Raw genomic sequence first — 13829 nt, forward strand, 5'->3', positions numbered from 1 at the left:
GCGCAATACTTGCGCGCGCTTACGGGATGCTCTGGCTCGACCCAATCGCAACGCTACGCTCAAGCGCCGTCAATGCGCATTCAGATACCGCGCGATTACCGGATAGACATCCACCGCCGCATTCTTGCCGAGGATGCAGTCGATGTGTCCATAGTCGGGAATCAGATGCCGCTCATACGGCTGATCGGGCCAGTGCTCGACCAGCATGTCATAGGTCAGTAAGGTGCTCTTCGGCAGATAGGTTTCGTTTTTCTCGCCATGGATAAAGCCGATCGGCAGGCGCAAACCGTCCAGCCCCGTCATGCCGTCCGCGCCGCTCAGATAGACGTCCCGGCCATCGGCATCGACGACCTTGCCCGCCCGCACCATTGCAGCGAGATGCTTGAAGACGGATACGTCGTGCACGCCGAGCAGTTCCTGCAGATTCGAATGAAGCGTCTCGTTCAGCTGCTCGTGTTCGTAGAGCAGGCCGTAAAGGAAGGTTGCCCGGTGGCAGATGGGGCTGCCGCAGCCCTGTTTATGACTGAGCGGGTAGAGCCGCAACGCTTCATCCAGCAGGTTATGGGGCCACGACCTGTGCTCCGTAAAGGCGGTCAGATCGAGCACGCCGAGATGCTGCATGATGTCCGGGACATGCAACCCGCACTTGATCTTTTCCAGCGTGCCCGGCACCGGATGCGCCGAGACCTGCGAGATGACCGCCGAGCGCACGCCCTTCAGGCCGTACAGCAACGACATGGTCAACGCCAGGCCACCCATGCAGTGGCCCAGCACCTGAATGTCCGGCATGTTGGTCAACTCGCGCACTTTGGCCACCGCGGCCGGAATGTCCTCGCGAGCGACCTTGTCGACATTGGTCGGCACCATCACGCTCGGCATTTCGATGCTGACGCGCAGATCGACGAGCCACACGTCGTAGCCGGCCGCGCAGAGATATTCCACCAGATTGGTGCCGATCAGATCGGTTGAGTAGATCCGGCTCGACACGCCCGAGCCGTGGATCAGCAGGACGGGGCGCAGCGGTTTGTCGGGCGGCCCGGCGTAGCGCGTGAGTCGAAGCGTGGTCCCATCGGCCGTGTCGAAGAAGACGACTTGCGGCGCGGGCGCACGTAGCGCGCGCTTGAGGCGCGGCTCGGCCTTCGGATCATAAAACTGCAAGGGCGCGGCCACGCCGCCGTATTCGGTGAACAGCACACCCGCGAAAAACTTGCCGAACTTCAGGGTCCATTCAAGGCGCGACGTCAGGTCAGGGGTGTTGGTGACCTCGAGCGTGCGTTGCTGCTTGAGGAAATTCTCGGGCGTAATGATCAGCGTTGCTTTGCCGATCGCGGGCGCATCCGCTTGCGCCGAATCTCGCAGTTCGGCGTAGAGCGTGTTGGTCTGGTCCCATAGATTGATCGGCGACGTACGCGTGATGATTTTCTGTCCCGTCAGGTAGTACGTCTTGCCTTCCGTGGAGTTGAGCGTCATGCGGTAATTCATGTTGCGCTCGTCAACATCCGATTCGTTGACGACGAACAGGTTGAAGGTGCCGTCCGTGATCGTCATCGGCTGCGTGGAGAGCGCGGGGCAGGTCAGCGTGCCCGTGGTGTGGGCCAGATGCTGCGGATTGCTCAGCATATCGGCCAGATCGTCCGATTCCACCGTCAGCGTGAACTGGATCGGACTGGTGGCGGCTTCACCCGCCACGGCCGGCGTATACGTGCCGATCATCGTTTCGGTGAAGCGCAGGCCGATCTTCTGGGGCGTGGGTGTCGCGGCCGTGCCCTTGGCCTCGTAATCGATGTTCCAGCCTCGCGCGTTGGCGAGCAGCGCGCAATTGCGTTCCGCCAGCGCGGAAATGGTCAGCAGCGGATTAACGCCGAGCGACATCGGCATAACCGCGCCGTCCATTACATATAGGCCTTCGTGCACTGCATTTCCGCTCGTGCCGCTAAAGACTCGACCCTCATGATCGACGACGCCACGCGTCGCGTCCTCGCCCATTCCGCAGCCGCCAAGCGGATGTACGGTGACAATCTGATTGCCGAGCAATCTGGTCGAGATCGGATCGCGCATGTATTTGCCGCCGAGCGGGGTTTGCGCCTTCTCAAGCGTTTCTTCGACGGTCTGGAAGATGGGCTGCTTGCCGGCGTTCGGCCAGGCGATGCGCGGCCTGCCTTTGTCGTTCACGCTGATCTGGCCGCTTTCGTCGTCATGCGCCATCACGAGGTAGGTTTGCGTGTGATTGAGGGCGCCGTGATAGGGGCCGCGCAGGAAGCTCTCGACCACGCGCGCATCGTAGCCGAACGGTTCTTCGGCGTCGTGCGGCGCGGGAATGTCGACGCCTTCGAATGGCGCGGCGCCACCGAGCAGGCCGACCAGCGCGGCGCCGACCGCCCCGGCGAGCGAGCCTTCTTCGATGACGAAGCCGTCGGTCACGTTAGCGGTGTTGCGGTGATCGATGATGCCGGTAATCGTTGGTCCGACCGGCGGGATGTCCCCCTCCTTGTGCGCACCCCAGCCGACGCCGTTGATTACGTCCTCGGTGTTGTACGCGAAGGCCAGCACGTCGCCGTTACCCGTGAAGTGCTGGCCGACCATGTCCGACACGCTCAACCCCTCCTTGCGCGAGCGCAACAGCAGGGCGGTCGAACCGATCGTACCGGCCGACATGATGACGACATCGGCGCTGACGAACAGATCGGGCGCGTCATAACTCTCGCGGCCCAGCTTCACTTCCTGAAAGCGCACGATCCACTTTTGCGTGGCGGCGTCGCGCAACACCGAATGCACCGCTGCGCCCGTGAAAATATGGGCGCCGTGCGCGACCGCATCGGGCAGGTAGTTCATGTGCGTCGAATTTTTCGCGTCGTAGTTGCAACCCGAGTTGCAATCGCCGCATCCGACACAGGCTTTCTGCTCGACGCCCGCAGCGTTGACGCGGTCCTCAAAAGTGACCGTGACCGGCGGGGGGTAAAAGCGATCTTCCATGCCGAGCGCCTGTGCCGACTTTTTCAGCGCCAGCAGTTTCGGCAACTGCAAAAAATCGCCGGATACCGCCGACGGCTGCAGCATGGCGCGCGCCAGTTCGTAGCCCTTGTCGCGTCCGGCCTTGTCGGCGCGTAGCGCAGCCGGCCAGCGGCCGTCGTCCCATAAGCGCGGTTCGGCTTCGAGCGCGACATTTGCGTTGATCAACGAGGTGCCGCCCAGCCCGCAGCCCACCACTGCATTCACGTCTTCATTCACATGCACTTCGAGCAGCGCGAGCGGCGAGCCGATTTGCGCGAGGGCGGTGTTGTATTGCACCTCGGTGGCGCCTTCGATCGGCGTGCGCGGATAGTCGCCGGCCATGAATTCGCGCCCGCGTTCCAGCACGCACACGTTTTTGCCGGCACGCGCCATGCGGCTCGCGGCAATTGCCCCGCCATATCCCGATCCCACCACCACCACGTCGTAATGCGACTGCATTGCTGTCAGGGCGCTTGATAAGCGGTTCATTCAGACCACCTCGTCAGGAAGGGAATGCCGGGTGGGGGAACCCGGACTTCGGAAGGAAGACGGCGTGCGGCTGCGGCTTTTTTATCGTAGGCGGTGCGCGATGACAAAAAAAGGCGCATCGTACGTGGCGCGCGACACTTGCGTGGGGCGTGCCCAATTTCTGGGAAGGGGAAAAAGCCGCCGTCTGCCGACGCCGGTCTGTCGTTGCGCTTTTAGGCGGCTACTTCATTCATTTCGCTGTCGCTCGATTCGGCGGCAAGCAGGTTCAAGGCGATCAGAATCGCCGCGCGGTTGTCGAGATCGATCTCGATGCCGAGCACGTCGATCAGCCAGCGGCCGATCTTGGTATTGGAAAATTCGTCGGCCCCGGCCGTCTTTTTCATGGTGACGCCAAGTTTGACGGCGCGATAGTGATAGGAGGGCACACGATGCTGAGCAGCGACGGCCGACAGGCCGCCTTTTCCTTCCGAGCACCAGCCGAGGCTGCCGGCCAGCACGATGCGCTCCGGCTCGTCGAGGCTGTCGATAAAAGTCCGTGCCGCAAGCCGCACGCGTTGTTCGTCGAGGCCGTATTGCAGCAACACGCTTTCGACCGGGTCTTCCAGCGCTTGCGCGTGCAGATCGATTTCCTGCGCCATGCCTTCGTTTTCCATCGACACGTTGCGTTGATGGCCGGCGCTGCGCAGGCAGTCGATCAGGTAGCGGCGAAAATACGCACACAGGGCGTAGCCGTTGGACGGCGCGCTGTCGGCGCAGGCATTCGTTTCCGTGTGACCGGGCGCGAGACGCAGTACTTTCGCGTAGATGAACTGCGCGACCAGTTCTTCCTTGTCTTCACCGAGCGCCTGCAGTTCAAGCGGGTGATAGGTGCGTAGCGCCCGCTTGACCAGATCGACCATCGAGACCATCTCGTCGGCGGACAACTGGGTACGCCGACGCCACAGGTCGGGCAGAATCGCATCGTCGAGATTGCGGACGAACGCGTGGCTCGGAACTGCGCCCATGAAAACCTCCATAAAGGGTTAGGCAATGAGCGCGGGGAGCCTCGACTGCAGGCAATGAAGGGGTGCTGGAACTTTTGAGCCGCGCTGGAATGTGAAGCCAGTATGGTTTCCGGCGGGCGCTTCGCCTATATGGATTAAGTGGTAGCTGATGGGTAAACTGCCGGGTAAACCATCCGGCCAGCATAATCTGCCGTGCCGAGCAACCAAGTTGCATGGGACCGGAGTAAGCGTTAAAGCGCCAACTCCGGTCGACAAAGGAGACCGCATGATGCGGGCCGATCCAATCCAGCGTGCAATCGACGAAGACCTTGTGCGCGTGCTGTACGCGCAAGATCCCATCGCCTTCTTTTCGCACTGGTTCTCGATTGCGGTGCTGGTGGCGATCTACTGGCCGAACGTGCCGTCGCCGCCGTTGTTCATCGCGTGTTTCGGGTTTTATGCGGCCGCCAATTGCGGCGGCCTCGCGCTATGGATCTGCAATCGCCGCTACCCGCATCTCGCGACGCCGCGCGGCTGGATCAACCTGCATGCGCTGCGCGGCGTGCTGCTGTACAGCGCGCCGGGGCTTGCTGTGTGGTTCGCGTTCCAGAGCCCGCAAACCGATTTGCCGCTGCTGCATACGGTGATGCTCGTCACGCTGGCGGCCGGCGTGTTCATGTCGAACGGCTTCGATCTGTTGAACTTTTCGACCGCAATTCCGTTTCTGCTGTTTCCGGCGATCGTGCTGCATTTCGGCACGCATACGTTCGACCGCACCATTCTCGCCATCGTCCTCGCGTTCTTCTTCTGCGCGATCAACGTCTATGCGCTGAGTTATCGCAAGCTGTTCCAGCAGGTCGTGCAGGCGCGCGTCGATCAGCAGTATCTGGCGGAGTCGCTGGCGGCGCAAAAGCGGGTCGCCGAAGAAGCCAGTCTTGCCAAAACGCGGTTTTTTGCGGCCGCGAGCCACGATTTGCGCCAGCCGCTGCATGCGATCGGATTGCTGGCGGCTTCGCTCAACGACTCGGCGGCAACGCCCGTGCAGCATGCCAGGACGGCTCAGCACATCGTCTATAACGTCGAGGCGTTGAATCAGCTGTTCAACCAGGTGCTCGATCTCGCGAGGCTCGAAAGTGGCGTGACTCAGGTAATCCGCTTGCACTTCCGGCTGTCGGAACTGTTCGAGCGGGTCGGCAGCCAGTACCGTCCGCAGGCCGCGGCCAAGGGGCTGGCGCTGCGGATCGCGCCGTCCTCGGTGGTCCTGCATGACGATCCGGTTCTGCTCGAACGCGTGCTGAGCAACCTGCTCTCGAATGCGGTGCGCTATACGGAGGAAGGCGCGATCTGGGTCGGCTATCGCCGCGCTGGGCGTCGTTCGGGCGGCTATATCGAGGTGCGCGATTCCGGCATCGGCATTCCGGCCGAGGAACACGAGCGCATCTTTGAAGAGTTCTACCAGGTTGCCAATCCGCAGCGCGACGCGCGTCAAGGGCACGGTTTGGGCTTGCCGACGGTGAGGCGCCTCGTCGAAATGCTCGGCGGCGAGTTGCAACTGCGCTCGGCGCCGGGCCGTGGCTCGGTGTTCCGCTTTCCGGTGCAGGCGGGCGACGCCGGCGGAATTGTCGCGAGCCTGAACGAAGCGGTGGCGGGCGGACCGTCGGCGCAAGGGCGGCGCGTGCTATGCATCGACGACGAACCGTCGATACTCGAAGGCCTCACCAGTCTGCTGGGGCGCTGGGGTTGCATCGTGCGCGGCGCACGCGACGAGGTCGACGCGCTGGTCGCGCTGGAAGACGGCTTCGTGCCGGATGCCGTGTTATGCGATTACCAGCTGGCCAATCACCGAACCGGCGCGCAAGCGCTCTCGGCCGTGCGCAATATGCTCGGGCGTGCGGGCCACGACGGCGTGGTGACCTTGCTGATCACGGGCGATATGGCCTCGGCCGAGCTGGCGGCGCTGGCCCTGCAGGGCATTCCGGTGCTGCACAAACCGGTTACGCCGGCGCGTTTGCGGCGCACGCTGGAAATGCTGTGGCAGCAGGCGGAACTGGATAAGGGGCGAGCGGCGGCTGCGCTGGATCTGCGCACCAGCGACGGCGGACGTGAACCGGGCAGCTGGGCGAAGGCGTAGCGATCATCCCAAAGCGAATCGTAAGAGCAGACGGGCGGCCGTCGGCGCGAACGCTTTACGGCCGCCTATCGTTGATCCGCTATTACAGGGTTTTCCCGGCCTCGAGCCAGCCGTTGATCACGGCGATCGCCGTGGACCGGTTGTGTACGCCGAGCGCCCGGAAGATCACAGACAGATGCACCTTGACCGTCCCTTCCGCGACGCCCAATTCACGCGCGATCATCTTGTTGGTCCAGCCGCGATGCACCAGCCGCATGATGTCCTGCTGCCGCGGCGACAGGTTCTCCAGCAGATGTTGCTGATGGGGCTGCAGCGCCTGGATTTGCGTGATCGGTTCCGTGAGCGCGGCGCTGCCCTGAGTCGGAGCGTGCCCGGCGTCATGGGCTGCAAGCTCGGCGGGCGCTTCGGCACGCACGGGTGCGGCTTGCGTCTCGCGCGAACCCAGCAGGCTGAGCGCCTCCATCGGCACATAGGCGCCCCCCGACAATACCAGCTCGATTGCCTTGAGCATGACGCTGGCGGGTTGCCGCTTGGGCACGAAGCCGAGCGCGCCGGCAGCCAGCACCGCGCGCATTTCGTCGGGCGACTCTTCGGCGGACAGCACGACGACCGGCAACGCCGGGTTCGCCTTCAGCAGCACCTCAAGCGACGACGCGCCGGTCATGCCTGGCATATGCAGGTCGACGATGGCGAGGTCGTGGTCGGCGTCGGGCCGCGCGGCGGCGGCGAGGGTTTCCCAGCTATCGGCTTCGTCGAATTGCGCGTCGGGATCGAGCCCGCGCAATAGTCCTTTGACGCCTTGCCGGATCAGTTCATGGTCGTCGGCCACAAGAAACTTCATGATGTCTCCGCGAGTCGGGACTGCGCGTTGTGGACTGCCACGGTCGTGCTTCTGGCTCTACTTCCCGTTTTACTTCTATTCTCGATTCGCGTCATTGCCGGCTACCCCGCGATCATATGCCGATCGGTGGTGCGGCGCGCCCTCCGGCTTGCCGCACGAATGAACATCTATTTATGTAATCGCCGGCTGGTTCGAAGCACCAGCATTATGTGTAAGGTAGGTCTCCCGCGCATAGGTTCCGGCTTGTTACGAAGACGAGTCGCACGGCGCAATTTTTGAAGCCGTGCACGCGGGAATCCGCAGGTTATGCGCACCAGATGAAATTAGGCAAGCGCATGATTCACTTGATTGCGAATAACGTCGCATTCATCAGAAGCTTGAACGCGAAGCCGAGCGACATCGCCGAGGCTACGCCAAAGCACCAGAGCGCGACGAACCACAGCCAGCCGGGCAGCCTGCGCCGCGGCGTTTGAGACGAGTCGCGGGCGGCGCTGTTGCCTGTGTTCTTAGTGATAGTGATGTTGGTCGCCATGACGCACCTTGCCACGAAATACCCAATAACCCATCGTCGTATAAGCGATGATGACCGGCAGAATCACTGCTGCGCCGACTAGCGTGAACATCTGGCTCGAGCGCGGCGCAGCGGCTTCCCAGAGCGTCATGCTCGACGGAATCGCATACGGCCACAAGCTCACCAGCAGCCCGGCGTAACCGAGCAGCACCAGCAGCAGCGCCAGCACGAACGGCGTGTTGTGATGCCGCGCACGTACCGCACGATGCATGAAGAACGCGCAGATCGCGACGAGGAACGGTACCGGCAGCAGGCGATAGAACAGATTGTCGTGGAACCAGCGTTGCGCGATATTCGGATCTTGCAGCGGCGTCCACAGGCTGACCATTGCGATGAAGCCGAGCAGCACGAGCGTCAGCGGCCACACGACGCGATGCAGGCGGCGTTGCAGATCGCCTTCGGTTTTCGCGACCAGCCAGCAGCAGCCGAGCAACGCGTAGGTGATCACCAGACCGAGTCCCGTCAGCAGACTGAACGGCGTGAGCCAGCCGAAGGCGTCGCCCGCATAGCCGCCGTCGATCACCGGGATGCCTTGCAGGAACGCACCCAGCACGATGCCCTGAAAGAACGTTGCGCCCGCCGAACCACCGATGAACGCGAGGTCCCACAAATGCTTCGTGCGTTTCGCCTTGGCGCGAATCTCGAACGACACGCCGCGGAAAATCAGGCACACGAGCATGAAGATCAGCGGCAGATACAGCGCGGACAGCACGGTCGAGTAGACCACCGGAAACACCGCGAACAGTGCGGCGCCGCCGAGCACCAGCCAGGTTTCGTTGCCGTCCCACACGGGCGCGACGGTGTTCATCATCAGGTCGCGTTCTTTCTCATCGGGGAAGAACGGAAAGACGATGCCGATGCCCAGATCGAAGCCGTCCAGCACCACATACATGAATAGGCCCAGCGCAATGATCGCGGCCCACGCTACGGTTACGTCCATTTTCTTTCTCTTCTGCGGATGAGGTTAGGCGGCGTCGATCATGTGATCGGCGGCGGACAGCGGGCGGCGCGCGGTCTGATTCGACATATGCTCAGGCACGCCGTGCGGTGTTTGTCCCGGCAATGCCGGACCCGAGCGCATCAGCTTGAGCGTGTAGTAGATGCCGGTGCCGAACACGAGGAAGTAGACGACCACGAAAGCCATCAGCGAGATGCCGACCTGCTGTGTGGTGAGCGGCGATACTGCCTGCGAGGTGCGCATGACGCCGTACACCACCCACGGTTGACGGCCGGCTTCCGTGGTGACCCAACCCGCCAGTAACGTGATGAAGCCGGTCGGGCCCATGGCCACTGCGACACGCTGGAACCACTTCGCTTCGAACAGGCGTTCGCGGCGGCGCAGCGCCCATGCGGCCAGCGACATCAGGATCATCAGCACGCCGAGTCCGGCCATGATGCGAAAGCTCCAGAACACCACCGTCGAGTTCGGCCGGTCTTGCGGCGGGAATTCCTTCAGGCCGCGAATTTCGCCATCCCAGCTATGCGTGAGGATCAGGCTGCCGAGGTGCGGAATCGATACGGCATAGCGCGTGGTCTCCGCCTGCATGTCCGGAATGCCGAACAGGTTCAGCGCGGTGCCGCCTTTCTCGGTTTCCCACAAACCTTCGATCGCCGCGATCTTGGCCGGCTGATATTTGCGCGTGTTCAAACCATGCTGATCGCCGACGAATGCCTGGATCGGCGTGAGGATCAGCAGCAGCCAGAGCGCCATCGAGAACATCTTCTTGACCGCGGGATCGCGCCGGCCGCGTAGCAGATGCCATGCGCCCACCGCCGACACCACCAGCCCCGCGACAATGAATGCCGCGAGCGCCATATGCGCAAGCCGGTACGGGAACGACGGATTGAAAATGATCTTGAACCAGTCGAGCGGCACGACGTGGCCGTTCACGACTTCAAAGCCTTGCGGTGTTTGCATCCAGCTATTGGACGCGAGAATCCAGAAGGTCGAGATCAGCGTGCCGATCGCCACCATCAGCGTGGCGCCGAAGTGGGCGCGCGGACTCACGCGCTGCCAGCCGAACAGCATGATGCCGAGGAAGCCCGCTTCGAGGAAGAATGCGGTCATGACCTCGTACATCAGCAACGGTCCGGTGATCGGTCCGGCGAAACTGGAGAAGCCGGACCAGTTGGTGCCGAACTGATAGCTCATCACGACGCCGGACACGACGCCCATCCCGAAGGCGACTGCGAAGATCTTCGACCAGAACAGGCAAAGATCTTTGTAGTACGCCTTGCCGGTTTTCAGCCAGCGCCATTCGAGAACGGCGATGAAGCTGGCGAGGCCGATGCTGAGCGCCGGGAAAACAATGTGAAACGAAACGGTGAACGCAAACTGGATGCGGGCGAGATCGAAGGCCGAAATTGCGGAGTTCATGAGCGTGAAGGTCGTGACGCCCGTGAGGGCGGACTACGCGCGTCGACCGTTGTCGGTGCGCACTGCGCTGGGCAGATGGCGCAAGAGTAGGGGATGAGGACAATTTTTGCTGCGATGCGACGTGCGTCAAAAAACCGCGTTGTTTTGCGCGTGTTTTCGTTTTTGAGACGCCAAAGCCTTGATAGGTATCAAGTTTTCCTTAATGTGTTCTTGCGGGCGTCTCTCGTGGTCTGCGCGAAACTGCGGCAATAGACCGCGCTGCAGCAATGCGGCTCCGGCGTCTTCGTGGTTAAGTCCTGCGCTGCGGATGACGCATTCCAGTCAGGTCAGTCAGCGATCGCCACCATAGGTGGCACGAGCGCTCAATGCGGCGGGATGCAGTCTAGGCGATCGAAATAAACAGCTGCTTGCCACACGCGGCCGCGTATCTGCGCAACGTGTCGATGGAAGGCGAATGCTGCCCCGACGCAAGTGCCCGTTCCAGCCGGGTGATGGCCGGTGCTTTCGTGCCCATGCGCTCGGCGACTTGCGCCTGCGTCAGGCCGGCTTCGCGGCGCGCGGCGAGCATCTGATCGAGCAACGCGAATTCTTCGCGGTTCAGCCGCTCGTATTCGGCGCGTACTTCGGCGTCGGCGAGCGCCCGCTCGCGCATTGCCTTATAGGTTGCCATTTCTGATCTCCAGCAGTCTTTTGCGCGCAAGGTCCAGTTCGTTACGCGGCGTTTTTTGCGACTTCTTCACGAAGCTGTGAAGCATGACGATTTTCCGTTCCACGATCGAGCAGTAGAACACTCTCACGATGCCCTCCGCGCCTTTGAGGCGCATTTCGAACAAGCCACCACCCATTGATGCGGTGTGCGGGTCGCCGAGATTCGGCCCGTATTCCTCCATGCGATCGGCCAGCGCGATGAAACGTGCAAGCAGCGTTTTCGGCAAGGAGGCAACGTTCACTTTGACCTTTTCGTTGTAGAAGTCGATCGTAAATGCCATTGGATTCGATGATAACAAATATGTTATTTATACACAAGCAACTCACCTCGCAGTTTGTTGCTGTAAGTCAGCAAAAACTGGGAGCATTGCCTGGCAGGAACTCGAACGACAGGAAGAGGGCGAAAGCAGGACTGCGATGAGCAGTTACAACGGCGTTGGCGCAACCAGGGTCATTCGTCACCATCCGACAATAACGCCGTTCGCGCCGACTTTCTATTAGCCGGTTAGCTAGTCAGCAGGCTAGTTTGCTTCTACCATGCAAGCAGCTAACCGGCGGCTCCTTCAGCGTCATCACATGCCCGAAATGGATGAGCGCCGCATCGCCATCCTGTTTCATTCCTGATAGTCATTTCGAACACCACGTGAACCGACTGGTTCTTCGTGTGCCCGTCATCAAAATGCGTTGCAGACCGTGTCATGCTGGAGCAAGCGTCTCATCGTGCATCGACTGGTCGCTCCCTCGCATGCTCCATTCACGCGCGTCGAGTTCGTCCTGCATTCGCTGTTCACGGTTTTTGTTGGGCGGCACGGCTTGTGCTGCCCGACCGGTTTGAGCGTCACGCTTCATCCACCTGCCGGTGACGGCAGACTTCATCCAGAAGGAGTCGATAGATGAGCACGATCACCACGAAAGACGGTACGAAAATCTTCTACAAGGATTGGGGCAAAGGACGCCCGGTTGTCTTCTCGCACGGCTGGCCATTGTCCGCGGATGCGTGGGACGCGCAGATGCTGTTCCTCGGCGGCAAAGGCTTTCGCGTGATCGCGCATGACCGGCGCGGCCATGGCCGTTCGGCGCAGACGTGGGATGGCAATGACATGGATACCTATGCCGACGATCTCGCCGCGTTGATTGAACACCTTGACCTGCAGGACGCCACGATGGTCGGCCATTCAACTGGAGGCGGGGAGGTCGCGCACTACATCGGCCGTCACGGTACGAAACGTGTGGCAAAGGCCGTGCTGATCGGCGCAGTGCCGCCGCTGATGCTCAAGACGGAGGGCAATCCCGAAGGCACGCCGATCGACGTGTTCGACGGCATCCGCAAGGGCGTCGAGGCGGATCGTTCGCAGTTTTTCAAGGATCTGGCGTTGCCGTTCTACGGTTACAACCGGCCGAACGCGAAGGTGTCGCAAGGTGTGATCGATTCGTTCTGGGCGCAAGGCATGGTCGGATCGATCAAGGGCTTGTACGACTGCATCAAACAGTTCTCCGAAGTCGACTACACGGAGGACCTGAAGAAGATCGACGTGCCGACTCTGGTATTGCATGGCGACGACGACCAGATCGTGCCGATCGATGCCGCAGGCCGCAAGACGGCGAAGATTGTGAAGAACGCCACGCTCAAGGTCTACCCGGGCGGGCAGCACGGCATGTGCACGGTGGAGGCGGACAAGGTGAACGCCGATCTGCTGGAGTTCATCGGTTCGTAATGCGTTGATCTGGCAAGTGCGGCTGGCGAGGGGCGATTGTTCCGTCCTCGCGCTGGCCGCACTCGTACCTGTGTACGGCGGTCGCCGCTCAGGCAGTTGGCCAGCCGATGCGCGCCGCTCGGCGCAATGTCGAGCGAACCACCAGCCGGTGGAACGGAGTGATGGCGAGGATATAAAAACGCCCAAGCCCGTTGTGACAGTGCACGACTGTGGACAGAATCAGATAGCGCGCGCTGCCTTCGTGCGTATCGCGCGTTTGCTGCAGTATCGAAAGCCGGAAGTCCAGATGGCTGTCGTTCTCGCCGAGAATGATCTCGCGTGCGCTGCGCGTGTAGATGCGGAAGAAGTCGACCCGATCCCTTGAGCCGGGTGGATTCGCGATGCGCAACTGCTTCGACGTCTTGAGTCCGAAGCGGGCGACTAACGCATCGCGCAGCCCCAGCAGTTTCGCTATCCATTTCGCCTGATGGGCGAACATAAAGCGCGCGAGCAATTCCGGGTCGTCGATTGCGTTGTCTGGCAAGCGGACGGCGTACGCGTCAGCGAGGTCCGGGGCATCGTACATGCGGGCCACGCCGGATTCGGCCGGCACGGCAACGGAAAGCACAGAACGGTTGGCATCTGGCATAGGAAGGTGTTGCGCAGAAAAGAGACCGCAGTGGAAAGGGCGACTTCGCCGCGGAGCGCCGCAGTTCAATCGCGCACATGCGCGTTAAGTCTACGCGTGCTCGACGGCGCGCGCTCAAGCATCGGTGTCATTGCGCGAACCAGCGGTGTGCGCTGGATGACGCAGGATCAGGCACGAACCTACGGATCAAGTTATACGACGTCACATAAATTCGATATAACGTATGTGCTTGTTTGCAAAAGATAAATAGCTCCGCAGCTAAAGCCAGTACGGGTAAATGCCTGGTTGAAATCCACTTTGGAATCGAAGATAGTACGTTGTCGTACAACTAAGGGCTGGTTCCAGCCCGTTGCCGCCACGGCTCGACTGCTAGCCGTCCTCCGGCTCTTATCGCG

At 61.5% G+C, this 13829-nt stretch carries 11 protein-coding genes; 2 read left to right on the forward strand and 9 right to left on the reverse strand.

Annotated elements, in window-relative coordinates; genetic code table 11:
- Nucleotides 1–69 precede the first annotated feature (69 nt).
- Together R8871_RS36935 and R8871_RS36940 are read right to left on the reverse strand one after the other, a co-directional pair.
- Nucleotides 70–3480 carry an alpha/beta fold hydrolase gene (locus R8871_RS36935; protein WP_175054840.1) on the reverse strand — a complete coding sequence of 1137 codons (3411 nt, stop codon included), beginning with the start codon at nt 3478–3480 and terminating at the stop codon, nt 70–72.
- 212 nt (nt 3481–3692) lie between these two features.
- Nucleotides 3693–4484, reverse strand: coding sequence for a hypothetical protein (locus R8871_RS36940; RefSeq protein WP_175054841.1), 792 nt, complete (start codon nt 4482–4484; stop codon nt 3693–3695).
- A gap of 268 nt (nt 4485–4752) precedes the next feature.
- On the opposite strand from R8871_RS36940, the gene R8871_RS36945 reads away from it, so the two are divergent.
- Nucleotides 4753–6594, forward strand: coding sequence for an ATP-binding response regulator (locus tag R8871_RS36945; RefSeq protein ID WP_175054867.1), 1842 nt, complete (start codon nt 4753–4755; stop codon nt 6592–6594).
- Nucleotides 6595–6676: 82 nt separating this feature from the next.
- Here the strand turns inward: R8871_RS36945 and R8871_RS36950 are convergent, their stop codons facing one another.
- From R8871_RS36950 to R8871_RS36975, 6 genes are all read right to left on the reverse strand, one after another.
- Nucleotides 6677–7435 (reverse strand): response regulator transcription factor, encoded by a 759-nt coding sequence (locus R8871_RS36950; RefSeq protein WP_175054842.1) that lies wholly within the window; start codon nt 7433–7435, stop codon nt 6677–6679.
- Between the two features lie 340 nt (nt 7436–7775).
- On the reverse strand, nt 7776–7967 hold the full coding sequence (locus R8871_RS36955; protein ID WP_175054843.1) for a hypothetical protein: 192 nt from the start codon (nt 7965–7967) through the stop codon (nt 7776–7778).
- Nucleotides 7942–8946: a cytochrome d ubiquinol oxidase subunit II gene (cydB, locus tag R8871_RS36960; RefSeq protein ID WP_097396922.1), complete on the reverse strand. Its 1005-nt coding sequence runs from the start codon at nt 8944–8946 to the stop codon at nt 7942–7944. Before cydB ends, R8871_RS36955 begins: the two co-directional genes overlap by 26 nt.
- Before the next feature lie 24 nt (nt 8947–8970).
- Nucleotides 8971–10383, reverse strand: a complete 1413-nt coding sequence (locus R8871_RS36965) for a cytochrome ubiquinol oxidase subunit I (RefSeq protein WP_175054844.1) — start codon at nt 10381–10383, stop codon at nt 8971–8973.
- A 382-nt stretch (nt 10384–10765) separates the two neighbouring features.
- On the reverse strand, nt 10766–11053 hold the full coding sequence (locus tag R8871_RS36970) for a helix-turn-helix domain-containing protein (protein WP_175054845.1): 288 nt from the start codon (nt 11051–11053) through the stop codon (nt 10766–10768).
- A complete protein-coding gene (locus R8871_RS36975; RefSeq protein ID WP_175054846.1) occupies nt 11040–11372 on the reverse strand; it encodes a type II toxin-antitoxin system RelE/ParE family toxin in 333 nt (110 codons plus the stop codon). Before R8871_RS36975 ends, R8871_RS36970 begins: the two co-directional genes overlap by 14 nt.
- A gap of 612 nt (nt 11373–11984) precedes the next feature.
- On the opposite strand from R8871_RS36975, the gene R8871_RS36980 reads away from it, so the two are divergent.
- Nucleotides 11985–12806: an alpha/beta fold hydrolase gene (locus R8871_RS36980; protein WP_175054847.1), complete on the forward strand. Its 822-nt coding sequence runs from the start codon at nt 11985–11987 to the stop codon at nt 12804–12806.
- A gap of 88 nt (nt 12807–12894) precedes the next feature.
- Here the strand turns inward: R8871_RS36980 and R8871_RS36985 are convergent, their stop codons facing one another.
- Nucleotides 12895–13371, reverse strand: coding sequence for a DUF2867 domain-containing protein (locus tag R8871_RS36985; protein ID WP_246288023.1), 477 nt, complete (start codon nt 13369–13371; stop codon nt 12895–12897).
- Nucleotides 13372–13829 lie beyond the last annotated feature (458 nt).

Source organism: Paraburkholderia sediminicola, assembly GCF_902859805.1.
GTDB lineage: Bacteria > Pseudomonadota > Gammaproteobacteria > Burkholderiales > Burkholderiaceae > Paraburkholderia > Paraburkholderia sediminicola.

Excerpts from the sequence above, each read along its gene's own strand:
- R8871_RS36935 (WP_175054840.1), bottom strand. The coding sequence starts at position 3,480 with ATGAACCGCTTATCAAGCGCCCTGACAGCAATGCAGTCGCATTACGAC.
- R8871_RS36940 (WP_175054841.1), bottom strand. The coding sequence starts at position 4,484 with ATGGGCGCAGTTCCGAGCCACGCGTTCGTCCGCAATCTCGACGATGCG.
- R8871_RS36945 (WP_175054867.1), top strand. The coding sequence starts at position 4,753 with ATGCGGGCCGATCCAATCCAGCGTGCAATCGACGAAGACCTTGTGCGC.
- R8871_RS36950 (WP_175054842.1), bottom strand. The coding sequence starts at position 7,435 with ATGAAGTTTCTTGTGGCCGACGACCATGAACTGATCCGGCAAGGCGTC.
- R8871_RS36955 (WP_175054843.1), bottom strand. The coding sequence starts at position 7,967 with ATGGCGACCAACATCACTATCACTAAGAACACAGGCAACAGCGCCGCC.
- cydB (WP_097396922.1), bottom strand. The coding sequence starts at position 8,946 with ATGGACGTAACCGTAGCGTGGGCCGCGATCATTGCGCTGGGCCTATTC.
- R8871_RS36965 (WP_175054844.1), bottom strand. The coding sequence starts at position 10,383 with ATGAACTCCGCAATTTCGGCCTTCGATCTCGCCCGCATCCAGTTTGCG.
- R8871_RS36970 (WP_175054845.1), bottom strand. The coding sequence starts at position 11,053 with ATGGCAACCTATAAGGCAATGCGCGAGCGGGCGCTCGCCGACGCCGAA.
- R8871_RS36975 (WP_175054846.1), bottom strand. The coding sequence starts at position 11,372 with ATGGCATTTACGATCGACTTCTACAACGAAAAGGTCAAAGTGAACGTT.
- R8871_RS36980 (WP_175054847.1), top strand. The coding sequence starts at position 11,985 with ATGAGCACGATCACCACGAAAGACGGTACGAAAATCTTCTACAAGGAT.
- R8871_RS36985 (WP_246288023.1), bottom strand. The coding sequence starts at position 13,371 with ATGTACGATGCCCCGGACCTCGCTGACGCGTACGCCGTCCGCTTGCCA.